This is a genomic window from Kosakonia quasisacchari, assembly GCF_004331415.1.
Classification (GTDB): domain Bacteria; phylum Pseudomonadota; class Gammaproteobacteria; order Enterobacterales; family Enterobacteriaceae; genus Kosakonia; species Kosakonia quasisacchari.
In genome coordinates this window covers 138765-163811 of record NZ_SJOP01000007.1, presented here as the reverse complement: position 1 = coordinate 163811, position 25047 = coordinate 138765, and the positions used below count along the sequence as shown (strand labels likewise).

Annotated in this window: 22 protein-coding genes; 11 read left to right on the top strand and 11 right to left on the bottom strand. The window is 53.3% G+C overall.

The features are described 5' to 3' along the window. Positions 1 to 879: 879 nt before the first annotated feature. Entirely contained in the window at positions 880 to 1029 is a 150-nt protein-coding gene (locus E0L21_RS24980; RefSeq protein WP_165501893.1) for a hypothetical protein, read from the bottom strand. Positions 1030 to 1642: 613 nt separating this feature from the next. Then, complete coding sequence (locus E0L21_RS09720; RefSeq protein ID WP_131408920.1) at positions 1643 to 3289, bottom strand: SgrR family transcriptional regulator; 1647 nt, start codon at positions 3287 to 3289, stop codon at positions 1643 to 1645. A gap of 393 nt (positions 3290 to 3682) precedes the next feature. On the opposite strand from E0L21_RS09720, the gene E0L21_RS09715 reads away from it, so the two are divergent. The 4 genes from E0L21_RS09715 to E0L21_RS09700 are packed head-to-tail and all read left to right on the top strand — an operon-like array spanning position 3683 to position 6681. After that, the gene (locus tag E0L21_RS09715) at positions 3683 to 4234 is read left to right on the top strand and encodes a peroxiredoxin (protein ID WP_131408918.1); all 552 of its coding nucleotides are present in this window, start codon (positions 3683 to 3685) and stop codon (positions 4232 to 4234) included. A gap of 40 nt (positions 4235 to 4274) precedes the next feature. Continuing rightward, on the top strand, positions 4275 to 5498 hold the full coding sequence (locus tag E0L21_RS09710) for a protein-disulfide reductase DsbD family protein (RefSeq protein WP_131408916.1): 1224 nt from the start codon (positions 4275 to 4277) through the stop codon (positions 5496 to 5498). A 9-nt stretch (positions 5499 to 5507) separates the two neighbouring features. Continuing rightward, positions 5508 to 6059, top strand: a complete 552-nt coding sequence (locus tag E0L21_RS09705; protein WP_131408914.1) for a sigma-70 family RNA polymerase sigma factor — start codon at positions 5508 to 5510, stop codon at positions 6057 to 6059. After that, complete coding sequence (locus E0L21_RS09700; protein WP_131408912.1) at positions 6046 to 6681, top strand: NrsF family protein; 636 nt, start codon at positions 6046 to 6048, stop codon at positions 6679 to 6681. The genes E0L21_RS09705 and E0L21_RS09700 overlap by 14 nt, the downstream gene beginning before the upstream one ends. Before the next feature lie 40 nt (positions 6682 to 6721). Here the strand turns inward: E0L21_RS09700 and E0L21_RS09695 are convergent, their stop codons facing one another. The 6 genes from E0L21_RS09695 to E0L21_RS09670 all read right to left on the bottom strand — a co-directional run bounded on the left by E0L21_RS09695 (position 6722) and on the right by E0L21_RS09670 (position 14103). Further along, the gene (locus tag E0L21_RS09695) at positions 6722 to 7795 is read right to left on the bottom strand and encodes an ABC transporter ATP-binding protein (RefSeq protein WP_131408910.1); all 1074 of its coding nucleotides are present in this window, start codon (positions 7793 to 7795) and stop codon (positions 6722 to 6724) included. Beyond that, positions 7788 to 9557 (bottom strand): ABC transporter permease, encoded by a 1770-nt coding sequence (locus tag E0L21_RS09690; RefSeq protein ID WP_131408908.1) that lies wholly within the window; start codon positions 9555 to 9557, stop codon positions 7788 to 7790. The genes E0L21_RS09695 and E0L21_RS09690 overlap by 8 nt, the downstream gene beginning before the upstream one ends. An 88-nt stretch (positions 9558 to 9645) precedes the next feature. After that, entirely contained in the window at positions 9646 to 10734 is a 1089-nt protein-coding gene (locus E0L21_RS09685; RefSeq protein ID WP_131408906.1) for an ABC transporter substrate-binding protein, read from the bottom strand. A 303-nt stretch (positions 10735 to 11037) separates the two neighbouring features. Then, complete coding sequence (locus E0L21_RS09680; protein WP_131408904.1) at positions 11038 to 11409, bottom strand: DUF3592 domain-containing protein; 372 nt, start codon at positions 11407 to 11409, stop codon at positions 11038 to 11040. Positions 11410 to 11440: 31 nt separating this feature from the next. Then, positions 11441 to 11824 carry a DUF3592 domain-containing protein gene (locus E0L21_RS09675; protein ID WP_131408902.1) on the bottom strand — a complete coding sequence of 128 codons (384 nt, stop codon included), beginning with the start codon at positions 11822 to 11824 and terminating at the stop codon, positions 11441 to 11443. A 17-nt stretch (positions 11825 to 11841) separates the two neighbouring features. Beyond that, positions 11842 to 14103, bottom strand: coding sequence for a type VI secretion system Vgr family protein (locus E0L21_RS09670; protein ID WP_131408900.1), 2262 nt, complete (start codon positions 14101 to 14103; stop codon positions 11842 to 11844). 294 nt (positions 14104 to 14397) lie between these two features. Between E0L21_RS09670 and E0L21_RS09665 the strand changes: the two genes are divergently transcribed. From E0L21_RS09665 to phnE (E0L21_RS09645), 5 genes are all read left to right on the top strand, one after another. Beyond that, positions 14398 to 14847 carry a hypothetical protein gene (locus E0L21_RS09665; protein WP_131408898.1) on the top strand — a complete coding sequence of 150 codons (450 nt, stop codon included), beginning with the start codon at positions 14398 to 14400 and terminating at the stop codon, positions 14845 to 14847. A gap of 125 nt (positions 14848 to 14972) precedes the next feature. Next, positions 14973 to 15815 carry a phosphonate ABC transporter ATP-binding protein gene (gene phnC / locus E0L21_RS09660; protein WP_131408896.1) on the top strand — a complete coding sequence of 281 codons (843 nt, stop codon included), beginning with the start codon at positions 14973 to 14975 and terminating at the stop codon, positions 15813 to 15815. Positions 15816 to 15850: 35 nt separating this feature from the next. Then, positions 15851 to 16792, top strand: a complete 942-nt coding sequence (gene phnD / locus E0L21_RS09655) for a phosphonate ABC transporter substrate-binding protein (RefSeq protein WP_131408894.1) — start codon at positions 15851 to 15853, stop codon at positions 16790 to 16792. A gap of 83 nt (positions 16793 to 16875) precedes the next feature. Then, on the top strand, positions 16876 to 17748 hold the full coding sequence (gene phnE, locus E0L21_RS09650) for a phosphonate ABC transporter, permease protein PhnE (protein ID WP_131408892.1): 873 nt from the start codon (positions 16876 to 16878) through the stop codon (positions 17746 to 17748). After that, positions 17745 to 18626, top strand: coding sequence for a phosphonate ABC transporter, permease protein PhnE (gene phnE / locus E0L21_RS09645; protein WP_131408889.1), 882 nt, complete (start codon positions 17745 to 17747; stop codon positions 18624 to 18626). Before phnE (E0L21_RS09650) ends, phnE (E0L21_RS09645) begins: the two co-directional genes overlap by 4 nt. Before the next feature lie 51 nt (positions 18627 to 18677). Here the strand turns inward: phnE (E0L21_RS09645) and hdeA are convergent, their stop codons facing one another. Genes hdeA through E0L21_RS09630 form a run of 3 tightly spaced genes read right to left on the bottom strand, consistent with a single transcriptional unit; the run spans position 18678 to position 21991 of the window. Continuing rightward, entirely contained in the window at positions 18678 to 18992 is a 315-nt protein-coding gene (gene hdeA, locus E0L21_RS09640; protein ID WP_131408887.1) for an acid-activated periplasmic chaperone HdeA, read from the bottom strand. A gap of 41 nt (positions 18993 to 19033) precedes the next feature. Then, a complete protein-coding gene (gene gadC / locus E0L21_RS09635; protein ID WP_131408885.1) occupies positions 19034 to 20569 on the bottom strand; it encodes a glutamate:gamma-aminobutyrate antiporter in 1536 nt (511 codons plus the stop codon). A gap of 36 nt (positions 20570 to 20605) precedes the next feature. Then, entirely contained in the window at positions 20606 to 21991 is a 1386-nt protein-coding gene (locus E0L21_RS09630) for a glutamate decarboxylase (protein WP_131408883.1), read from the bottom strand. A gap of 442 nt (positions 21992 to 22433) precedes the next feature. Here E0L21_RS09630 and E0L21_RS09625 point away from each other — a divergent pair, with 442 nt between their 5' ends. Further along, complete coding sequence (locus E0L21_RS09625) at positions 22434 to 23360, top strand: aminoimidazole riboside kinase (RefSeq protein ID WP_131408881.1); 927 nt, start codon at positions 22434 to 22436, stop codon at positions 23358 to 23360. 163 nt (positions 23361 to 23523) lie between these two features. Further along, on the top strand, positions 23524 to 25041 hold the full coding sequence (locus E0L21_RS09620) for a carbohydrate porin (protein ID WP_131408879.1): 1518 nt from the start codon (positions 23524 to 23526) through the stop codon (positions 25039 to 25041). The last annotated feature ends 6 nt before the right edge of the window (positions 25042 to 25047 follow it).

Here is a 25047-nt window from a genome sequence, read left to right as displayed (position 1 = left end):
GCCTCATTTCCTGTATCCGTTCTTCATAGCGTACCGACGCTGTAACCAGCCTTTCTTGCGGGCGGCTGGCGGGTCTTTCATTCCAGCGGTTTCTTCTGCGTAGCGTTATGCGCGTTATTGATAGCTAAACCAGGATCTTTTCTTCTGTGCCGTTAGCTGGCGTTTAGTTCCGGTGTATTACTCTGCGTGGCATTCGGACGCTAAAACCAGCACCTTTCTTCTGTGCCGTTAGCAGGCTTTGAGTTCCGGCGATTTGTTCTGCGTGGCGTTCGGACGCTAAAACCAGCACCGTTCTTCTATGCCGTTAGTAGGCTTTGAGTTCCGGTGATTTGTTCTGCGTGGCATTCGGACGCTAAAACCAGCACCTTTCTTCTTTGTTGTTAGCTGGCGTTTAGTTCCGGTGTTTTACTCTGTGTGGCATTCGGACGCTAAAACCAGCACCTTTCTTCTTTGTTGTTAGCTGGCGTTTAGTTCCGGTGTTTTACTCTGTGTGGCGTTATGGCATCCATTTTTGCCTACAGCGATTGTCTGGACGATTGAGATTTACCGCCGCGCACTTCGGTGATGTTTTATGGCCTTCATCCATAGCACAATCCTCTGTGCGGTTTATTTAACCATCAGTGTTAGTTATCTTCGTACTAGTCTTAGCGATAAACCCGCGCAGAATGCCGTTCTTAGCGCTTCCCCTAACAAAAATGTTTCAAGATGTTTCGTAAATTTTGACGGCGAGTGTGAGGTCCGTCGCATTAAAAATCAAAAGCGCTGATTTTGATCCTTTTTTTCCGGTTAAAAATGCTGCCTGAGCGGAGGCGGTCAGAGTAAATAATTGGCACTTTTTTAGCAGGGAATTTTTGACCTCGTTTTTCTCCCCCCAATAAATCAATCGGCAGAAAAAAGGCTATTTACGAACGCATCAAAAATAGCGAAAATACGTTCAAGCAATGCAACAGGACGTTTTACCGATTCATTCTGAATGGTGCTTTGCTTAAATACCCTCTCGATGAAAGGCGTTTTTTTTAGTTGCCACATGTCGGGAAACCTGGTGACTAAACTATATTACTGTGGCAATTAAACAGTACATTAGTTGTCATATGTGATGTAAAACCACTATTTCGATTGCCACCTTGAGTGGCATTTTTTTTGCCTTTTTTTCATGATGTTAAGCAAGAAAGGCAAGTAGAATCTTCAAAAAAACAGGGAAAAAAAGAAAAGGACAGGATATATTTTCAGCACTCAAGCTGAGAAATGAAAATGCGAAGAAGAATTATAAAAAAAGAAAAATATCAGGAATGGGAATCGCTATTATTCAACAAATAAGCGATATAACACATCATAAAAATATCCATTTATTGTTTAAAGGATATATTCTGACAGTTTTATCTTATTAGCGAAAAAATAGAGAGCAGCCTGTTTTGCAATAGCTGTGAAGACGTATTCTACCGTATCTTTTTTAATCGTCCAGTTTCTGCCGCCGCCGATGTTAAAACCGCAACCCACTGTTATATTTAAACTTTATTGGGAATAACAGGGCAAGGCAGCACTACAACTAGCAATTAATATCGACAACGTGCAATTTCCCCGCCAATTTCCGATTTTAAACACCAAGAAAAATGAAATATGCGATATTTTTAACCAAGAAAAGCTAATCTTGATGATTTTGTGTGCTCTGGACATGCTGCACCTCGTCCGTCCACAGCCGTGTGAAATCGGGCCAGCTCTGCGGATAACAAAAAACGCCCTGCACGCTGGCGGGCGTCACCAGCCGGTAGCGTTGCGCAAGCAGCGGTACAATCCAGCGGTGATCGCTGAGATAACGCATCAATCTTTTGACACGCTGGCTGTAGCGCTCCGCAGGCCCGGCGTTAATGCGATCAAGAATCCCGATCCCGCGCCGCCATACCGCTTCGCCCCAAAACCAGGCCCACATCACACTGTGGCGGTAGCGCTCTTCCATACTGAATGCATCATGCTGCTCAAAACGCAGAAAACCCATGCACAGATCCTGTTCGGCCCAGTTTTTATCCTGCAATAGCCAGTGCGTCACGCTTATAGGCGTCATTGTCACTTTACAGCCGCGATACCGCAGGCTTTTCGCCAGCTCATCAACCAGCTTTCGCATTTCCGTTGAGCGGAAATAGACGAGATTCAGGCTATCCGGTAATAACGCCTGCACTTCGGGCTCGGCTGCGGGCTGCAACCACTCCGGCAACGGTGCCAGCGTATCCTCCCGCTCAATCAATCCTGCGCTGAGCGAGAGCGCAATACGCCGGATAAACGCCTGCTGCTGCGCGCTTAATCGCCCGCGAGACTGGTTGAAAGTGACATAGTAGAACGCGTCGGCATCTTCGCGCTGTGTCGTGGCTTCCGGCGCAATCAATGAGTGCGGCGTATCCAGACGCACCAGCGCGGGCAACGGCGCGACACTGAGCGGCGTGTTGTAAATAATCTCCGACGCCTGCGGCGTTTCACCGTACCAGAAGGCAGACCGGGTCAGCACCAGTTGGCTGCTTGAGTGCTCGCTTACTTTAAATGGTCCCAGACCGATGGAGCCGTTGCGCGGATGCGGCAGCGCATAAACCGGGCTTGCCAGCCGATAAAGCAGCATGGTGTCACGTTGGCCCAGTTGCATCGTCAGAACATGATCGGTGCATTTCACCTCGATAACATGCGGCAACCCCGGGCCACCAGCATAGCGCTCCAGCGTGTAGCGTAATTGTTCTGGCGCGACAGGCTCACCGTTATGCCAGACCAGGCCGCGTCGCAGAATAAAACGCCAGCGCAATCCCTCTTCACTGCAGGTGATCGTATGGGCAAGACCGGGGATCGGTGCAACCTGTTCGGGAATATGGCGCGCCAGACCGGCATGCACCATTTGCAAAATATGCCGCCCGGCCCGGTCGGTGTGGATGGAAGGAATAGGAGCCAACAGCGGCCGGTAGAAAGCGATGAAATAGCGAAAACCATCGCTGGAATAGTGCGGTTGCGCCTGCCCGGTCGCCATTTCGGTTTCCGAGGTCGGGTACTCACCCGCAACCAGCGTCTCCAGCGACGCCGCATTCATGCGGCATTGCAGCACACCAAGTGCGCCGCGCCCAGGACGGGAATTCCACACCAGCCAGCCCTCCTCCTGCATTTCATGGAGTAGAGAGCGCGCATAGCGCGAGGTGCAGGCTAATGTATCGGCAATTTGCGCCAACGACACTTCGTGGCGATGGGTGTTATAGCGAGAAAGCAACCGATTATAGCGGCGCAGCAAACTACCTTTTTTAACGGCAGAATTATAGAGCATTAAGATTTACCAGCGTAACGCAAGGCAGCTAAAAGGTGGCGACAAGGCCAGAAGAAAACCTATTAAATGTAGCATATGAGAAAATAAGCAGAATCGGCCCAACCAAATATCACGCACTTTTCGCCAGTTAAAGAAAATAATAATAGCATGATAGAAAAGGATAAATTACTCGCTTTTGTTCGAAACCTACCCTCATTTCAGCATTTTTACCAATTCAGATTTATCACCGATTTTAATTTCCCGAGCACGTTAATTCTGCGTGTGGTTAATAATTAATCTGCTTTTCTGCTTCAGAAAAAATGGCATTTTCTTTTTTTTAACCAGGCGAAACTTTTGTCTGCCAGCAAACGAACTGTGTATGAGCATCAATAAACTTCCCTACAGGAGCGCAACATGATCCCAATGAAAAAATTCGTTTTGAGCCTCACCGCCGCTGCACTGTTGAATATCGCCAACGCCCACGCCGCTCTGCCCACCGGTTCGCAAGCACCGGACTTTAAATTACAAGGCGCGCTGGCTGGAAAACCGCTCACCTTCTCATTGCAACAGGCACTGCAAAAAGGCCCGGTAGTGCTCTACTTCTTCCCGGCGGCATTCAGCAAAGGGTGCACCATCGAAGCACACGCCTTTGCCGAAGCGACAGACGATTTCAAAAAACTGGGTGCGACGGTCATTGGCGTGACCGCTGGCAACACCGACCAGATAGATGAGTTTTCAAAACTGGAGTGTCGCGACAAATTCACCGTCACCGCCGATCCGGGCGCAAAAGTGGCGGCGCAATACGACACGCTGATGAAAATGAACGGCAAAACCCTCTCGGATCGCACGTCATATGTGATCGCGCCAGATGGCAAAATCCTGCTGAGCTACACTGACAGAAACCCGGAAACGCATATTCAGAAAACGATGGAAGCAGTGAAACAGTATGCGAACGCGCATTCGTAAACAGGCCCGTTAAGCTCCTTTTATCCATCAGAGATTCGCTATGTTAACCGCCATGCTCGCCGCCTTCGCAGGCGGCATTATTCTCAACTTGATGCCCTGCGTGTTTCCTATTATTTCGCTGAAAGCGCTGGGGCTGTTGCGTCACACCCAAAGCGCGGCGCAAACCCGCAAAGAGGGGCTGGGTTTTTTGCTCGGCTGTGTAGTGACCATGCTGGCGCTTGCCGGCGTCTTGCTGGCGTTACGCGCTGGGGGAACCGCCGTCGGCTGGGGTTTTCAGTTACAGTCGCCGCTGGTTATCGCCTTTCTGGCGCTGGTTATTCTTGGCGCGGCACTCAATTTGCTCGGCGTGTTTGAGGTCGGTCTGTCGGTACAACGCGCCGGCGAGATAACCATAGAGCGCGGGGCATTTTTGCGTGCGGCGCTGACCGGTGCGCTCTCGATCATTGTCGCCACCCCGTGTGCCGCGCCCTTCATGGCAGGAGCCATCGGCTACGCGCTGGTGCAACCACCTGCTGTGGCGCTGGCAATTTTCGTCGCGCTAGCGCTCGGTTTTACCGCGCCGTTTACGCTGATTTCGCTGTTTCCGGCGCTCGGCAAATGGCTGCCGCGCCCCGGCGCATGGATGAACACCTTAAAACGCGGGCTGGCCTTTCCGATGTTTGGCGCATTCGGCTGGCTGGTGTGGGTGCTGGCGCAACAGGCAGGAACAACGGCGCTGGCAGCTATCCTGGCGGCTGCCGTGGTGGTGAGTTTCGCCGCCTGGCTTTATGGTATGGCGCAGCAGCGGCGATTTGCCGGGCGCGGGCATAAGCTGTTGTTTGCATTGACGGCTGCGCTACTGCTGGCCGCCGTTGTTCCCCTGCCTTCGGTGGTGCAAAACGGCGCGCCGCTGGCTGCGAACAAGAGTATTGAAGAGGTCAAATGGTCGCCGCAAACCGTGGCGGATAATCGCGGCCACGGCAAGGCCATCTTTGTGAATTTCACCGCGTCCTGGTGCATAACCTGCCAGGTGAATGAAAAGACGTCGCTCTCGACACAAACAGTGAAAGAGGCACTGGCGAAAACCGGCACGCTTTACATGGTGGCGGATTCGACCAAATTTAATGCCGATATTGATGACGCGCTGAACGCGCTGGGGCAAGGCAGCTTACCGCTGTATGTGGTCTACCCGGCAGACGGCAGCGCACCGCACATTTTACCGCAGGTGCTAACCCCCTCAATTGTGGTCAACGCGCTGACGCAGGCCAGCGGTAAAAAAACCTGAAGGCGGGATATGGAAAAAAATGAGGCAGCGCGCGACGAATGGCCGCAACTGATGGCGCTGGCGCAGTCCGGCGACAGCCAGGCCTACACGCGGCTGCTCAAAGCGCTGGTGCCGGTTATCCGCTCACTTGCACGCAAACACATCGCCGATGAGGTTCTGGTGGAAGATGTGATTCAGGATGTGCTGCTCACTGTGCATCGGGTGCGTCACACTTACGATCCGGGCGCGCCTTTTTTGCCGTGGCTGATGGTGATAGCCAACGCCCGCGCAGTAGATGCCCTGCGCAAACGCGGTCGCCACCAACAGCGCGAAGTCGCCAGCGAGGCGGAGATTCCCCTGCTTGCCACCAGCATGGAATCGTCATCGCACGACGAGCTGGCAACGCTGCTGAATCAGTTACCTGCACGCCAGCGGGAGGTCGTTGAGCATGTCCACCTGCGTGAAATGACGCTGGCAGAAACCGCGACGCAACAAAATTTGACGGTTGCCGCCGTGAAATCCCTGCTGCATCGCGCCCTGAATAACCTTCGTCGGTTAGGAGCACATCATGGCCGATCATGAACTGTTAATTGCACATTTAAGCCGCTGCGCCGAACCGGTAAAACGCCCCTTCCAGCCTGGCTGGCGAGCGCTAAGCTGGGTGGCCCTCGCGCTGCCCTGCGGCATAGCCGCCGGTTTCGGACTTAACCGCACGCTAACCGACTGGTCGCAGCCTGGCGCGTGGTGGGCGCTGGTGCAGTTGCTGCTGACGTTTATCGCCGGGACACTGGCGGTGCGTAACGCGTTTCTGTTGAGTATCGCCGGGCGTGACGCGTTGGGCTGGAAGTGGTTTACGCCGCTGGCGGCACTCTGGCTTGCAGGTACGTTCAGTAACCTGCATTTCCACCGTGTCTTGCCGGTGAGCACCGCTGTTGAAGGGCCAAACTGTTACCTGTTTATGGTGACGGTCAGCGTGCCGATGGTATTGATAGTGATTGCTTACCTGCGCCGGACGCGCACGCTTTTCCCGGCGCGCAGCCTGGCAGCGGCGGGCGCGGGCGTCGCCTGCATGTCACTGACCTTGCTTGCACTTTGCCACTCGACGCATATCAGCCTGCCGGATTTGATGCTGCATATTGCCGCGTTCAGCACCATTGTGGTTGGGACGATGGCGCTGGGTTACAAATGGGTGTCGCTCCCGTAATGCGCAGCACGTACTGAGCAGTCAGTACGTGCTTACACACTTAGCTTTTTTGCGGGAAGATCCACAACTGTTCGGCGGGCAACACCACGCGGTAGTTTTGCTGGCTGCGCTGCTGGGTGCCGTAAACACGGATCACGAAATCATCGCCGGAGGTGCGGAATAAGTACTCCCAGCGATCGCCCAGATACATGCTGGTGAGCATCGGCAACTCCAGCGAGTTATCCTGCGGTGAGTCCGCCAGCCGCAGGCTTTCGACGCGGATCACCGCCGTGCAATCTTGCCCCGCACGCACGCCCGGCCCGGCGACGCCCCACAGCGCCCAGTTCGCCCCTTCGATCCGCGCCCTGCCGTTACTGACTTCACTCACCTTGCCGTGCAGCCGGTTGTTGCTGCCCATAAACTCGGCGGTAAACAGCGTCGACGGCGTGGCGTACATCTCCTGCGGCGTCCCTTGCTGCTCAATCACGCCATTGTTGAGCAGCAAAATGCGATCGGAAATCGCCATCGCTTCATTCTGATCGTGGGTCACCATCAAGGCCGACAAACCGAGTTTGACGATAAGCTCGCGCAGGAACACCCGCGCCTCTTCGCGCAGCTTGGCATCGAGGTTTGAGAGCGGTTCATCAAGCAAAATCACCGGCGGGTTGTAGACCAGCGCCCGACCAATCGCCACGCGCTGCTGTTGCCCCCCGGAAAGCTGGTGCGGGTGGCGCTTGCCAAGCGTACCCAGCCCAAGCTGATCCAGCACGTTTTGCACGCGGGTGTTGATTTCCGCCGTACCCACTTTGCGCAGCTTGAGCGGGTAAGCGACATTCTCGAACACGGTTTTATGCGGCCACAATGCGTAAGACTGGAACACCAGGCCGAGATTGCGTTCCTCTGCCGGAACCTCACTGCGCGGCGTACCGTCGTACACCACGTTATTACCAATGGTGATCCTTCCCTGGGTTGGTTTTTCCAGCCCGGCGACCGCACGCAGCAGCGTGGTTTTTCCGCTGCCGGAAGGGCCAAGCAGCGACACCACTTCGCCGCGTTTCAGCTCCATCGAGACGCCTTTTAACACCGGGTTGTCGCCGTAAGTCAGATGCAGGTTTTCTACCGCCAGCTCAATCATGTAATTTCACTCCAAAGCGCAGGGCCACACCAAGACCAATGACCACCAGCAGAATATTGATAAACGACAGCGCAGCGACAATATCAATCGCCCCTGCCGCCCACAGTGACACCAGCATCGAGCCGATGGTTTCCGTACCGGGCGAGAGCAGATAAACCCCGGTTGAGTATTCGCGCTCAAAAATCAGGAACATCAGCAGCCAGGAGCCAATCAGGCCATAACGCGACAACGGCACCGTGACATGGCGGGTGACTTGCCCGCTGGTCGCTCCCGTGCTGCGCGCCGCCTCTTCCAGCTCCGGCCCGACCTGCAAAAGCGTTGAGGAGATAAGCCGCAAGCCGTAAGCCATCCACACCACGGTGTAGGCCAGCCAGACGCTAAAGATGGTGTTACGCAGCGATCGCAGCCAGACAATCAGGTTTTCGCGCAGCCATTCGGCTACCGGCAACCCGGAAAGCCAGCCGTTTTTCAGCGACTGATCGAGCCACATCGGTAAGAACAGGAACACCCACAAAAATGCCAGCCCGGCCAGCAACCCCGGCACCGCGCGGGGAACCAGCACGCTGTAATCAAGAAACCGCGTAACGCTATCCTGTTTGCGGTGCATGGCAATGCCGACAAACAGATAACAAACCACCGCCAGTGCGCCGCCAAAAACGCCAATCGCCATCGAGTTGACGATGGCGCGCAGCAGGTTGGGCTGCTGCCAGATATTGCGGAAAGTATCGAGCGACACTTCGTCCCACAGGGAAACGCCAACGCCCCAGTTGGAGATAAATGCCCGCAGCACCACGCCAATCAACGGCACGCCGATGGTAACTGTCAGCCACGCCACCACTACCGCACCGGCAACCCAGCGCCATTTACCCAGCGGCAGCGCCCGCGCCTGCGAGGCTTTCCCTTTCATGGTGACAAAACGGTTCGCGGTCCGCATCAGGCGGCGTTGCAGCATCACCAGTGGAATGGTGATACAAATCAGCACCACCGCCACAGCCGCCATCAGGTGGTAAGAGGGCGTGCCCAATTTGTTGGTTAATTTATACAGGTAGGTCGCCAGCACCATGTTGCCTTCCGGGTCGCCCAGCACCAGCATCAGGCCGAACACCTCCAGCCCAAGGAAGAACAGCAGAACGCAGGCGTACAAAATCGAGGGTCGCACCATTGGCAGGCTGACGGATGTCATCACCTGTAATGGTGACGCGCCAACGGTCCGCGCAGCTTCTTCCACGTCGGAACCGACACTGCGCAGCGCCGAGGAGATATAAAGATAAGCATGGGGAACATGCGTTAGCCCGGCAATCACTACGATGCTAAACATCGAGTAGATGTTCCACGGCACAAAGCCGATTAGCTCCTGCGCCCAACGTGAGAAAAAGCCCACCGGCCCGGCCGCCACCACATAACCAAAGCCAAGCACCATCGGCGAGACAAAAATAGGCACAAGGATCAGCGGCTCAATAAAACGGCGGCCCGGTAAATCGGTGCGTACCATCAAAAACGCCAGAATGCCGCCCAGTGGAATCGCGATAAACACCAGGCCAAACGCCAGAATAAAGCCGGACTTCAGCGCCAGATAAAAATCCGGATCGGTAAAAATGAACTCAAATGCTTCGAGACTCAGCTCCTTCGAGCGGACAAAAAAAGGCGCCGAGAGAAAACTCTGCACCACAATAAATAACAGCGGGATATAGATAACCAGCGCGGTGATTAACACAATGACGCCGCGCGGCAACCCCTGCCATTTTCTGCGCACACTATTCATACATCATCCCTTTGGTCAGGAACCTCACGCCAACCCGCTGGCTGAGAAAAGGGTTGTGCGTCGGCAAAACGCACAACCAGTTAGGGCGTTATTTAGCGGCAGCGGTGCGCCATTGTTTAATAAATTCCAGACGTTTTTTCGGCTCCAGATACTCCAGCAGCGACTCATCCACCGCAATCGGCTTCAGCGCGTCGCCAAGCTGTTTGGTCATGCCGTCAATGTCGTTTTTGCCTTCAATATCGTTACGCAGCGAGGGAATATCCGCCTGGTTGGCAAGAATGCTCTGCCCCTTTTCAGAAAGCACATAGTCAAACCACAATTTCGCGGCGTTGCTGTGCTCCGCTTCGGCGCTGATAAACGAGACGCGCGAAAGCACCAGCACATAATCTTTCGGGTAGGAGATGCCCAGCGAGTTATCGCCTTTCGCACGCGCTTCGGCGTACGAACCCAGAATGTTGTAGCCAATCAGGTTTTCGCCGGAAGAGACGCGCTCCATCATGGTGCCGGTGGAGGACTGCACCGTTAAACCGCCCTTCGCCACATCCGCCAGGTGAGTGAAATAGTCTTTATCGTGTTTGCTGTCTTCCACTGCGAGCATAAAGCCAAGCCCCGATTTTTCGATATCGTAGGTGGTGACTTTGCTTTTGAATTTGTCGGTCTGGCTGGCAATGAGTTTCCCCAGTGCGGTGTGTGAATCCGGCACGTCGCCCGCCGGGATCAGGCGTTTGTTATAGATAAAGACCACCGGCTCGTAGGTGGTGCCGTAGGCTTTTTTCTGCCAGACCGCCCACTTGGGCAATTTATCCAGCTCGGGCGACGCGTATTCGGCAGCATAGTCGGTCGCCAGTTTCAGCGCGGTATCCATTGACGAGCTCCAGACCACGTCGCCGCTGCCCCCGCCGGAAGCCTGTTCGCTAAGATAACGGTTGTACAGTTCAGTACTGTTCATATCGTTATATTCCACTTTAATGCCCGGATATTGCGCCTCGAACCCCTTAATCAGCGGTCCTGCGGCTTTGGTATCGGTCGTGGAGTAAATAACGACTTTGCCTTCTTTGGTTCCGGCGTCTACGATTTTCTGGTAATCCGCCGGGTACCCCTGAGGCACGGCAGCCAGCGTAGTGCTGGAAAAGAGCGCCGCCAGCGCCACGGCCAGAACATTTAATTTCTTATCCATGAACAAACCCCTTCGGTATCATTTTTTAAACACAAATTTAACATATAGCGCGCATGCTGACCGATGCAACGCAATGGCTTGTTTTTTCCAGGTTTTGTGACGCTGGCAGGGTTTAATTAATGAGGTTGCAGGTTTGCGTACATTGTTGCGCTAAAGCATTACAGATCAACCAGATAGACCGGTTGTTCTTTGCATCACGAAGTGAAAAAGAGTGAGTAGAAAGGCGAGATGATGACAAGAAGTAATTAAGCCTGGCGATATTTACTTTTATTTATCACGCTTGCGAGATCGAGAACAGAGATATTAATCGCCTAAAATCAGCGGGCGATCATACAACACAATATGCTGTGGATTTTGTGGCGAGTATTTCACGGTCGTGCCATTACCAGCGGCAAAGCGCACGATTTCGCGCGGTGTTAGCGCCTTCTTCACGCGCGATTCAACTTCCAGCCCTTCACGCGTTTTAAAGCGCAATACCAGCTCGCAATAAACGGTATATCTGTCCATAAGGTTGGTACGATTCAACGCGATGATATCGGCGTTTGCGCCAATTCCGTGTTTCATCACATGGACTTCGATAAATAGCTGGCGAACCCAGCGCAATGCGTAATAAAGCAGAAACGCCGCCACGGCTGCAACGAAGGCGAAAACAACATAGTCCAGGTGGTACGGCATAAGGTTATTTCCTGGCCTGAGAAAGCTGTGTTTAATCGCCTAAAATTAAAGGGCGGTCGGACAGTGCAATACGCTTAGGAGCTTTGGGATCATACTTAAGCGTGACACCATTTCCGGGCTCAAATTGCATAACGTCCTCTGCCGCTAACGGGCGCTCAAGACTCGACTCAACCTCAACACCTTCGCGTGTTTTGAATTTAAAAGTCAGCCTGTAAACAGGCAGCCCTCCCTCAAATGAACCTGCACGACTCCTGGAGACAATAGTGGCTCCAACGCCAACACCATTTTTACGCACATCTGATTCCATCATTGTTTGTCGAATACCCGGTATCACCATCGAGCCGGCCATGATCAAAACTCGAATGGCGACAATAGCGATAAAGAGATAAACGAGATATATCCATCTGAATTCCATTTTACAGCTCCATCATTTTAAACTATTAGCGTCAGAGCCTTAGAACTCCACCGTAACGCTCCGGACTCTAGTAAAACCCCAACCTGCTTGTAATCCAGCGGCACATTTTTCTTTTCAAATGCTTTTGAACTAATAGAAATAACATTACGTGAAATAGCTGTGTTCGCTACACCGATAGACAGAGCTTTATAATCAAACGCAACACCTGTAACCCCTTCCGACGCGCCAGTGACGCTAAGACTATTCCCCGTCACAGCTTCCTTATGGCCACCCACGGTATAAGTTGATTTCGGTGCATCAAGATCGATGGAAACACCGCTGCGCAACGTTATAGTTTGCGGGCTGGTAATGGTAATTGTCCCGTTGTTAACGTTTTGCGTCCAACTGCCGCTGTTAACATTGATTGTCACGCCACCATCAATCGTCTCGGTTTGTCCGCCTTTAACAGTGGTTATCAGCGCGCTGTCGAAGTTTTGCGTCACATTGCCAGTCACATGGTGTAATTCCGTGCCGGTAATATTGGTTGTCCGACCATCTTTGATCGTCACATTGTCGCCACCGCTGGTAATATCCAGCTTGCGTCCGTGCTGGATGGTGGTGGTTTCGCTTTCATTAAATGTTTTGGTTTCCGCTTTCATGACCGTGGTGGTGCGTTTAGCCTGGTAGGTGAAGGTCGCATCTTCTGTCACGTCATCCGTCTGCGTCTTTTTGATGGTGGTGTTACGATGCCCATCAATGGTAACGGTCTGATCGTTTTCCACCGAAACCACCATATCCTTCTCGGCGTGCAAATCCACCTTTTCACTACCCGGTTTATCTTCGAAAAACAGATAACTGGCATTATCTTTATTGCCGTCTTTGCTGCGCGTCATAAAGCCCATCACTGTCGCAGCGGCGGGAAGTTCCCATGGCGGCATGCTGGACTCGTTATACACACGCCCGGTGATAATCGGACGATCCGGATCGCCATTAATAAAGTCGACAACCACTTCATCGCCAATTCGCGGGATCTGCACCCCACCAAATCCCTGCCCTGCCCACGCGCTGGAGACACGCACCCAGCAGGAACTGGTATCATCGCCTTTCGATTGCCTGTCCCAATGGAATTTAACTTTCACACGACCATAACGATCGGTCCAGATGCTCTCACCAAGCGGGCCGACGACGTTAGCCGTCTGCGGGCCATACGTTCGCGGCCAGGGTGTTTTCACTTCGGGACGATAGGGTGTTGAAGCGGGAATAACAGAGAAATCAATGCGGTGCATGATTTCACCTGCATCACTTGAGGAGTAAGGGTTTTCACGGAAATCATATTCAGCGGTAGTAACCAGATAGTCGCCATTATCCCCAGTGAAAGGCGCGTTCCTCAATGTGAAAACAAACCCTGGCGCAATGCCGGTAGCCGTTGCCGAACCACCAATTTGCTGGTGATCCACCTGCCAGCGCTCCTGGCGAATGCGGGCATATTTCTCACCATGGCTATGTTGCGTAAAACGACCGGGCCATTCATAAACATCAATATCGCCGGGGTTTGGCGATGCCGGGTTCTGCCGGGCCTGGAATAGCCATGCATTCGGCTGGCGGAAGTCGTAATCCTCAAGGCTTAATTTTCCGGGCGTAACGCTATCTTCCATCGCCCACTGGCTAATCCCCTCTTCATCGGTCACGCCGCCAGAAGTTGTCGAATGATAGGGAATCGATTCATAACCCGGGAATGTTTCATGTTTTGAGTCGGCATCATTCAGCACCAACATATGGCGATCCGCCTGATGGCGAAAGTAATAGCTAATCCCTTCAAGTTCCATCAAGCGGCTTACAAATTCGAAGCTGCTTTCCTGATACTGAACGCAGTAATCCCAGACGCGATAATTCCCGGTCAGTTGGTCATCCACATTCACCTGATACTCGCTGAACAGCGTTTTGACAATTTCCGGCACGGTCTGCCCCTGGAAAATACGCATATTGCGGTCGCGTTTCATCGGCCAGAGGTCTGATTCGACGGTAAGCGTATACGCAGCATAACGCGTACCGGACAGCTCAACAGGACGCACACCCGCGCGAGTCACCTTGCCATTGAGGTAACGCGAAGTGGTAAGCGATTGGGTGGGCAGCGTCAGGGTCACAGGCTGTCCGAGCAACTTGCTACGATCGAGACGCGCATCTTCACCCAGCAGCGTCAGGTTAAATGAAAAAGGTTCGGAGAGGGCTTCATGACCAGTAAGTTGCCAAAAAAGCAGGTTGTTTGCCGTGGGAAGTTGTACCGAAATACGCTGATTCATGCGTTTGCGTCCTTAGTACGGCGCGTGCCTTCGCGCCTTAAACCTGTGTAAGCGCTGTCATACTCTTTGACAGAACATGTGAACCTTTTTCGTTCTGGCTAACCGCCGGAAATTACCGTAACCAGGACAATACCAAACCGTTATTACATTAATTTATATAATGTTCAGCTAAAGGTTCCGGGTATTTATTTCGCTGTTTCATACACAAAAGTTTACACAGAATACTCACTTTGTCTGGCTTATAGATAAGAATAATCTGAAGATAAAATAATACGCAGCATCGCGGGGTAGTCCATGCAAGAAGCCAATAACGTAGCACTCATCGCGGTGTGTGAAGCAACCCCGTTTTCGCAAGCGCAGTCGAAGGTAGAAATTGCAGGTATCGCCACAAATATCATCGTGCCTGGGCTGGTGCTGGAAGCTGCAGTCAAAATAGATGCCTGCCACTCTCTGCTTTTTCTCACCGACGATATTATTTTTGAAGAGTGGCTGACCATGGTGTTGATAGATATCAATCTGGGTGTGAAAGAGATTGTGCGTATTGGTCAGGCGTGGGCAAGCGGGCATTTTGAAAAATTGTCAGTCAAAGAGGAGGAAATAACCTTTCGCTTCCTCGGCGACGCCGAATGGAGGGTAAAAATATCCCTTACCGCCCGTCTGCGTTTTCCTTTCTTTGCTGATCCGCCGGCCGTTCACCGCGCACCGGGTTGGAAAAAATACCTCACCGTCGATTGCGTAAAATAAAGATCCGCAGGCGCGAGCGCCTAAGCCAAACATCCACGTTCATTATTTGTTCGCTTTTCCGTCATAAAACGATCATCCCCCGTGCTCTTAATGGTCGCCAGTTTAATGAAAAATCCGGAAGACTTATGAACAGCGCGTTGGCAGAAATCTCTGAAGACCACTATTCGTCTCTGCATCAATTAAACACCGTACCGAAGCAGAAGGTGCTGAGCGTGAAAAACTTACGCAAAGCCTATAACGAGCACCAGACCGTGCTGCACGACATCAGTTTCGATCTGCACAGCGGCGAGATGGTTGGCGTAATTGGGCGTTCCGGCGCAGGGAAATCCACGTTGCTGCACGTGCTAAACGGCACACACAGCGTCACGTCTGGTGAGATCGTCAGTTTCCCGGAAATGGGCAAGCCGCGTGATGTCACGCACCTGAAAGGCCGCGCGCTGAACCAGTGGCGCAGCCAGTGCGGCATGATTTTCCAGGACTTCTGCCTGGTGCCGCGCCTTGACGTGCTGACCAATGTCCTGCTCGGCAGGTTGAGCCAGACGTCAACACTGAAATCCCTGTTTAAAGTCTTTACCGACGAAGACCGCGCTAAAGCCATCGCGCTGCTGGAGTGGCTGAATATGCTGCCGCATGCCTTGCAGCGTGCAGAAACGCTTTCCGGCGGGCAGATGCAGCGTGTCGCCATTTGTCGCGCATTAATTCAAAACCCATCCCTTTTACTGGCGGACGAACCTGTCGCTTCGCTGGATCCGAAAAATACCCAGCGCATCATGGGCGTGTTACGCGAAGTAAGCGAGCAAGGCATCAGCGTGATGGTGAACCTGCACTCCGTGGAGCTGGTAAAAGAGTATTGCACTCGCGTTATCGGCGTTTCCCAGGGACGGATCATTTTTGACGATCATCCCGCAAGGCTAACGCAGGACGTGTTGCAGGTGCTGTACGGCGATGAAATCAGTCAATTGCATTAATTATTCCTTCCAATGAGACGACACAGGCAATGACAATGAAAAAGCATATTTCTGGCGCATTACGTTTATCGGCATTGATGACAGGTTTTCTGCTGGCATGGCAGGCAGCTGCCGCTGAGCAGCCGAAGGAATTAAATCTGGGGATTTTGGGCGGTCAGAACGCAACCCAACAAATTGGTGATAACCAGTGCGTGAAAGAGTTTCTGGATAAAGAACTGAGCGTGGATACCAAGCTGCGCAACTCGTCTGACTATTCAGGCGTGATCCAGGGTCTGCTGGGCGGAAAAGTCGATGTGGTGCTGAGCATGTCGCCCTCTTCTTACGCGTCTGTGTATATCAACAACCCGAAAGCAGTCGATATCGTGGGTATCGCGGTGGATGACAAAGATAAATCGCGCGGTTACCACTCTGTGGTTATCGTTAAAGCCGACAGTCCGTACAAAAAACTGGAAGATCTGAAAGGCAAAGCGTTTGGCTTCGCCGATCCCGACTCAACGTCCGGTTACCTGATCCCGAACTATGCGTTCAAACAGAAGTTTGGCGGTAACGCAGACAATAAATACAACAACTACTTCTCCAGCGTTACCTTCTCCGGTGGTCACGAGCAGGACATTCTTGGCGTGCTGAACGGCCAGTTCGCCGGTGCAGTAACCTGGACTTCTATGGTCGGCGATTACGACTCCGGCTACAGCACCGGTGCGTTTAACCGTTTGATTCGTATGGATCACCCGAATCTGATGAAAGAAATTCGCATTATCTGGGAATCGCCAATCATCCCCAACGGCCCAATCCTTGTGAGCAATAGCCTGCCAGCCGCTTTCAAAGCCAAAGTGGTCACCGCCATTAAAAAACTGGATACCGACAACCACGCCTGCTTCGTGAAGGCGATGGGCGGTACACAGCATATCGGTCCGGGCAGCGTGGATGACTTTAAACAGATTATCGAGATGAAACGCGAACTGGTTAGCGCACGTTAATCCTTCGCCGCATCGATTCCCCGGCCCCTGCGTAAAAACCAGGGGCTTTTATTCGATGGTCATACAGGACGCTACCACTACGCATGAACAGGTCGAATACGCAGTTTGAGCACTACTATCAGCAAATCAGAATGCGCCAGAAGCGCGACACTGTCGCCTGGTCGCTGGTGCTGCTGGCGCTCTATTTTGCCGCCGGGAACGCGGCGGAATTTAATCTCGCCACCATCTGGCACTCGCTGCCGAACTTTATGGATTACATGCTGGAAACAGTGCCGACGCTGCACTGGTCGGTACTGTTTGCCGACACCCACACCAAAGGCTCGCTGGCGTACTGGGGCTATCGTTTACCGATCCAGCTACCGCTGATTTGGGAAACCCTGCAACTGGCGCTGGCCGCAACGCTGGCGTCATTCGCTATCGCCACCGTGCTGGCTTTTCTGGCGGCGAGCAACACCTGGTCTCCGCCACCGGTACGCTTTACCGTGCGTACACTGGTGGCCTTTTTACGCACCATGCCGGAACTGGCGTGGGCGGTAATCTTCGTGATGGCGTTTGGTATCGGGGCGATCCCCGGTTTCCTGGCGCTGGCGCTGCACACCGTTGGCAGCCTGACCAAGCTGTTTTATGAAGCGGTAGAGAGCGCACAAGATAAACCGGTGCGCGGACTGGCCTCCTGTGGCGCGACACATCTGCAACGCATTCGCTTCGCGCTGTGGCCGCAGGTGAAACCGATTTTTCTCTCTTATGGATTTATGCGCCTCGAAATTAACTTCCGCTCTTCGACCATTCTTGGGCTAGTCGGTGCGGGCGGCATTGGCCAGGAGCTGATGACGAATATCAAACTCGACCGTTATGATCAGGTCAGCATCACGCTGCTGCTGATTATCGCCGTGGTTTTCGTGCTTGATACGCTCTCTGGCCGCTTACGCCAGTGGGTGCTGGAGGGGAAAAAATGACCAACTGGCAAGCCGTACCGAATGTGGAATTGAGCCGCAAATTAAACAGGAAATTGTTCCAGGCGCAGGGGCGTTATCTGCGCCGCCTGGGGATTATCGCCCTCGCCGTGCTGCTCTATTACGTTTGGTTCTTTATGCAGTTCGGCATTCCTGTTGAGCAGGCGCTGACCGGCATGCAGCAGATTGGCCGCTATATTTTGCGCATGTTCGTCTGGCACGATTTTCTCAACTGGCCGTTTGGCTACTACTTCACGCAAATTGGCATTACGCTGGCGATTGTCTTTGCCGGTACGCTGACCGCCACGGTATTCGCGCTGTTGTTGTCGTTTTTTGCCGCCCGCAACATCATGAAAGGCGGCATTGCGGGCATTATCGCCTTTTTCGTGCGCCGCCTGTTCGATATGCTGCGCGGCATTGATATGGCGATCTGGGGGCTGATTTTCGTGCGCGCCGTCGGGCTTGGGCCGCTTGCCGGGGTGCTGGCGATCATCATGCAGGACACCGGCCTTCTCGGTCGGCTATACGCCGAAAGTCACGAAGCAGTGGATCGCTCGCCACGGCGCGGTTTAACCGCCGTGGGCGCAGGCGGCTTGCAGAAACACCGCTTCAGCACCTTTACCCAATCCTTCCCGACATTTCTGGCGCTGAGCCTGTACCAGATTGAGTCCAACACCCGCTCGGCGGCGGTACTCGGTTTTGTTGGTGCGGGCGGGATTGGTTTGATTTATGCCGAGAATATGCGGCTGTGGAACTGGGATGTGGTGATGTTTATCACCGTGATTCTGGTGGCGGTAGTAATGCTGATGGATAGCGCATCGGCCTGGCTGCGCCGACGCTATATCACTGGCAAGATCGTGCCGCTATTTAAACCTGAATAAGTTGCCGGGGCATTGAAGCCCCAGCAGGTTAGCCATAATAAATTTTTGCGTTTATATATCCTTTTTTAGTTTGTCCCACTCACCCTCCACTTTGCTTTTGAAAGTGGCTTGTTTGTCTTGTTTACAGGCTTCAATCACGGCGGGCGTGACCGTTTCAATCCCCTGAACATCCACCACCGCTTCTTCAGGTTTGTCCTTATTATTTAACGCCTCAGCAATGCCGATGGCAGTTGGCTGGAAAGAGGCTTTCAGCGCGAGAAAATCCTCACATGTCCAGCTATTCACGGGTTTACCTTTTTCTGCCGCCTGTGTCGCAGCGGAAACCAGCAGCAAGCTGCCAACGATGATGCTAACGGTTGTTTTCATTCACTTCTCCTTAACGATGACTTATATCATTGAAAAAACTGCTATTCCGTAGATTTCTTAGGGGCTAAATGGTGGGGCGAACGCGCACGTGGATGGATAAAAAAATGTCCTTTCGGCGCATTATCAGCAGTGATGACGACCAGGGTCACAGTGCCTTGTTTGCCGCGCTTGTCATGCAGCGCGTAGACCAGAAAGGGGAGGATCAGCACAATCACAAAACAGATAACCAGCAGCGTGACGTACTTCTCATCGGCGCTTTCACCACCAATCGAGGCCGGTGGATAAAAAGAGACGATGAAGGCCAGCAGTGACACCAAAAAGCCCAGCCCTGCCACCGCGAGCCGAAATCCGTTTGCGCCGGGAATATGAAAGGTGCGCTTGAGCAGCGGCTGCTTGCGAATTAACTGCATATAGCCCAGGAACAATAAAAAATAGCTACACAGATAAATCAGCACCGTCAGCGTCAGGGCAATCAAGAAGGACATATTGCTCCCGCCACCCGAGTTGGTAAGCACCACCAGCGCAACGGATGTCATCAGCAGTTGGCTCACAACCAGCGTCACTGGCACACCATTTTTATTAACCCTGGCGAATGACCCGGGCAATATGCCTCGCTGCGCGGTGACATACATGCCGCGAGACGGTCCAACAATCCATGACGCGATCTCCGCCAGCACACCCAGTACCAGCAGGGCCGCAATCACTTTTACGGCCCAGGAGAGTCCCGCACCGTAATGGGTGATTAATACGCTGAAGGTTTGAACGACCCCGGCAAAAAGGTTGATCTCGTTATGTGGGATCACGGCCGCGACAGACAAGCCACCGATCGAGCTGAGGCAAATCGCGGCGATCATCAGCAGTATCATTGCCAGCGGGTAGTCACGGCCTGGGTTGTTCATTTCGTTAACATGCGTAGCCGACGCCTCGACACCCATATAACTCAGAATGAACGCCACAAAAACCACCAGCGTGCCGAGCCGGGTGAAATCCGGGACAAATGTCGACATATCAAAGGTGATGGCCAGCGGCGCACCGCTGAGAAGATAAGCGATGGCCAGCACCACGAGGATAGCGGCAGGCAGCAGGATGCCGCCGAAGAAGCCAAATTTGGCGATTTGCGCGGTATATTTCGTGCCGCCAAATTGGGTAAACGCCAGCCCCCAGAGAATGATTAACGCGGCGAGTGTTTTCGTCAGCGGGTTGCTGTTCAGTGCTGGCCAGTCAAGGATGTAAGCCAGCGCTCCCAGCACGAAGTAGAGCATCGGGATAAAACCGATTGCGATTTGCAGATAACCAAACGAAATCGCCGCAAATCCCCAGCGTTCCCCCAGTGTGTTTGATATCCAGGTAAAGATCCCGCCCTCTTCCCAGCCATCAACGGTGGCCATTTCAGCCGCACACAGGCCAACCGGAATAAACCATAAGATGCCGCCCAATAATAAGAAAAAAACCAGACTAAAACCCGATGTCGCAAACGTCGGGTACTCATACACCGCCATGACCATGGATGCGGTGATAGCAAAAAAACCAATCATGGATAATGACTTAGCCGGAACGCTTTTGTTCGCCGCCTCCATGGCTCTCCTCCTTTTTTTAACGAGACTTTCCGGGCCTCAGGCGTGATTAAAACCGCTGGCTTCTTCAGCACTGAGCGGGCTACTGACCGGATGTCGGGAAAAGTAGTCAAGTGCGCGCTTAATATCGTCCACCAACAAGCTGGCGAGATCATGGCTTACGCCGTGACGCACCAGCACTCGTTGGATGACCAAATCTTCCCGATGGGCAGGCATTGAATAGGCGGGCACTTGCCAGCCACGGCTACGCAGGCGATCTGCAAGGTCATAAAGGGTGTATCCGCCAATGGCTCGCTCAGCGCGTAGCGTCCACGCCAGCGCGGGAATGCCTTGCTGACTGTCGCCATCGAACAAGATTTTGAACGGCCCAAGCTTGTCGATTTCGCGTGCCAGATACTGCGCTGTCTGGTAACAGGCGTTGTGAATTTTCGCGTAGCCTTCCCGCCCCAGACGCAGGAAATTGTAATACTGGGCAATGACCTGCCCGCCAGGGCGTGAAAAATTGAGGGCGAACGTCGGCATGTTGCCGCCGAGGTAATTAACATTAAAAATCAGTTCTTCCGGCAAATCGGCGGCTTCGCGCCATACGACCCAACCGGCGCCCAGCGGAGCAAGACCGAATTTGTGGCCAGAGGCATTAATCGATTTCACCCGTGGCAGGCGAAAGTCCCACTGAATATCCGGCGCACAGAACGGCGCCAGAAACCCGCCACTGGCACCATCAACATGGATGGGAATATCCAGGCCGGTTTTCTGTTGCAGATTATCCAGCGCATCATGCACTGCTTTCACCGGCTCATACTGACACGAGAAGGTGACGCCCATCGTCGGGACAACACCAATGGTGTTTTCATCAACACGCTTGAGCACCTCCTCGGCGTTCATCACCAAACGCTGGCCCTGAAGAGGGATTTCGCGCAGCTCAACATCAAAATAGCGGGCAAATTTATGCCAGCAGATTTGTACTGGCCCACAGACCAGATTCGGTTTATCGGTAGGTTTACCTGTGGCAGCCTGTTTTTTTCGCCAGCGCCATTTAAGCGCCAGGCCGCCGAGCATTGCCGCTTCGGATGAACCAATCGTCGAACAACCGAGTGTGTTTTCGGCCTCCGGCGAGTGCCATAAATCGGCGAGCATATGCACACAGCGAGACTCGATGTCAGCCGTTTGCGGGTATTCATCTTTGTCGATCATGTTCTTATCGATGGATAAATCCATCAATGTCCGAATTTCACTGTCGACCCATGTCTGGCAAAACGTGGCCAGATTTTGTCGTGAGTTACCGTCAAGCATCAATTCGTCGCGTACTGCGGCAAAGACATTGCGCGGGTCCCGTTCTTTAGCGGGGAATTGGTGTTTTTCCAGGGACGAAGATAGCTCCAGTGAGGCATAAATATCGTCTATGCCAGGGTATTGCTCATCCATGTGCCCTCTCCTTATGAGTGCATTCGCTAATTCGACATTCCTGAAAAAGCTATAAACCCTGATTTTTATTTTTTCAAATGAGTAAAAATTTGCGAGCCAATCATTAAATAAAGAAAAACAGCGCGTCATTAAGCTGAATTTAAAAGGAAAAAACCATTAACGGGTGAAATGTCTGTTTATTAATAAGAACAGGTAACTCGCTGATATAAATAACCACGCCAACCATCTTAATTTATATTTAATGAGATGAATTCAGATCTTATATGGCTGGAAATCGTTATTTTTCGCCTGCAACAATCCGTCTTCTCCTGATATATCTTTTACATTTCGCGCAGAATCCGCCGCACAGCAAGGGGTAAAAATCGTTGGTCTTGCAAAACATCATTGATTTGCTAAACCGTTTTAGTTAATTTTTAGCCATACTTTTTGCCAGGAGAATAGCATGTCAGCCAGAGTCTGGTGTCTGGGCGATGCCGTCGTGGATTTACTGCCGGAAGCACCGGGGCATTTGATGCAGTGCCCCGGTGGCGCACCGGCGAATGTCGCGGTCGGAGTTGCCCGATTACAGGGAAATAGCGGGTTTATTGGCCGCGTCGGTGACGATCCATTTGGCCGTTTTATGCAACAAACGCTGTCAGCAGAACAGGTCGACACCGCGTTTATGCGCACCGATCCGGCGCAGCGCACCTCCACGGTGGTGGTAGCACTGGACAATGACGGGGAACGTTCGTTTACCTTTATGGTGCGCCCCAGCGCTGACCTGTTTCTTGCCAAAAGCGACCTGCCAGAATTCCAGCGTGGCGAATGGCTCCACTGCTGCTCCATTGCGCTGGCGGCGGAACCATCGCGCTCAACGACCTTCTCTGCCATGCAGCAGGTACGCAGCGCAGGCGGGTTTGTCAGCTTCGATCCGAATATTCGCCAGGATCTCTGGACGGACGCCGCGCAGCTTCGCCAGTGCCTGAGCCAGGCCTTAACGCTGGCCGATGTGGTGAAACTTTCTGAAGAGGAGTTGGCGTTTTTTTCCGGCTCAACACAACTGGAAGCCAGCATGCAAGCCATGGCGGAGCGTTATGCCATCAGTTTACTGCTGGTGACACAAGGAAAAGCCGGCGTCACCGCCTGGTACAGCGGCAAAATTTATCACTATCCCACCTTGCCGGTGGTGAGCGTCGATACCACCGGTGCGGGCGACGCCTTTGTCGCCGGGCTGTTGTGGGGTCTGGCGGAGCACGGGCTGCCGGACTGCGAAGCGCAGTTATCCGCGAGGCTTGCTAGCGCGCAGATCTGCGGTGCGCTGGCGACCACCGCCAAAGGCGCGATGACCGCCCTGCCGTATCACCACCAACTTATGGAACAATGCCGCTGATTTGGCAGGCTTGCCGCTTCGTTTTGCGAGCCGTCTCACAATCACTAAACCGGTTTAGCAAATTTCATTGCACGGAGAAATTGGCCTTGATTATGATTCGAGGCCTAAACCGGTTTAGCAAAATAACTCTGTGATGATGGCTCTTCCTTAGGGATGCAAAAAGATGAAAAAAAGCACGCTCGCCGTAACCCTTGGTTTGATATTAAGCGCCGGTGCCGCTCACGCCGCCGACCCCAGCATGAGCAGCATTGAAGCGCGTCTCGCCGCACTGGAACAGCGCCTGCAAGCCGCAGAACAACGCGCTAACGCCGCCGAAAACCGTGCGCAGGCCGCCGAAAAACAGGCTCAGCAACTGGCTGCCGCCCAGCAAAAAAACCAGACCACCACCGCCCCAGTTGAGCAGCGCATCGCCAAACTGGAACAAAAAGCCGCTGACGAAGGTGGTTTTGAGTTCCACGGCTACGCCCGTTCTGGCTTACTGATGAACAACTCTGCGGCCAAAACCCAAGGTGGCCCAACGGTGACGCCAGCCGGAGAAACCGGTGGTCACGTTGGTCGTCTGGGGAATGAGCCGGACACCTATGTTGAGATGAATCTTGAGCATAAACAGACACTGGCGAACGGCGCGACCACGCGCTTTAAAGTGATGCTCGCCGACGGGCAGAAAACCTATAACGACTGGACGGCCTCCTCAAGCGATCTCAACCTGCGCCAGGCGTTTACCGAAATTGGCCATCTGCCAAGCTTTAGCGGCGCGTTTAAAGATTCCACCGTCTGGGCCGGTAAACGCTTTGACCGCGACAACTTCGACATCCACTGGATAGACTCCGATGTGGTGTTCCTCGCCGGGACCGGCGCGGGCGTTTACGACATGAAATGGAACGACAACACGCGCAGCAACGTCTCGATTTACGGGCGCACCTTCGGCGATATCGAAAACAGCGAAAACACCGCGCAGAACTACATTCTCTCGCTGAATAACTTCTACGGCCCGGTGCAATTGATGGTGAGCGGAATGCGCGCCAAAGATAACGACGACCGACTGGATCTCGACGGCAACAAAGTGAAGAACGATGCGGCGAACACCGGTGTGCACGCCCTGCTCGGCCTGCATAACGATAGCTTCTACGGCCTGCGCGAAGGCTCAGCGAAAACCGCACTGCTGTATGGTCACGGCCTGGGTGCGGAAGTGAAATCGATCGGTTCCGACGGCGCGCTGCTGTCGGAAGCCAACACCTGGCGTCTTGCCAGCTACGGTATTACGCCGCTCGGCGGTGGCTGGCATATTGCCCCGGCACTGCTGGCGCAGACCAGCAAAGATCGCTATGTCAAAGGCGACAGCTATCAATGGGCAACCGCCAACGTGCGCCTGATTCAGGGCTTTACCGAAAACTTCGAGATGCAGTATGAAGGCAGCTATCAGTACATGGATCTGCGCCCGGAAGGTTACAACAGCCGCAACGCCGTCAGCGGCAACTTCTACAAACTCACTGTCGCCCCAACGCTGAAAGCCAGCGATGTGGGTGAATTCCTTAAACGCCCGGAAATCCGCCTGTTCGCCACCTGGATGGACTGGGATCACCGTCTGGACAAATATGCGAGCTCCGATGCCTTTGGCAGCGACGGCTTCAAGGCAGGCGGCGAATGGAACTTCGGCGTACAAATGGAAACCTGGTTCTGATGAAAC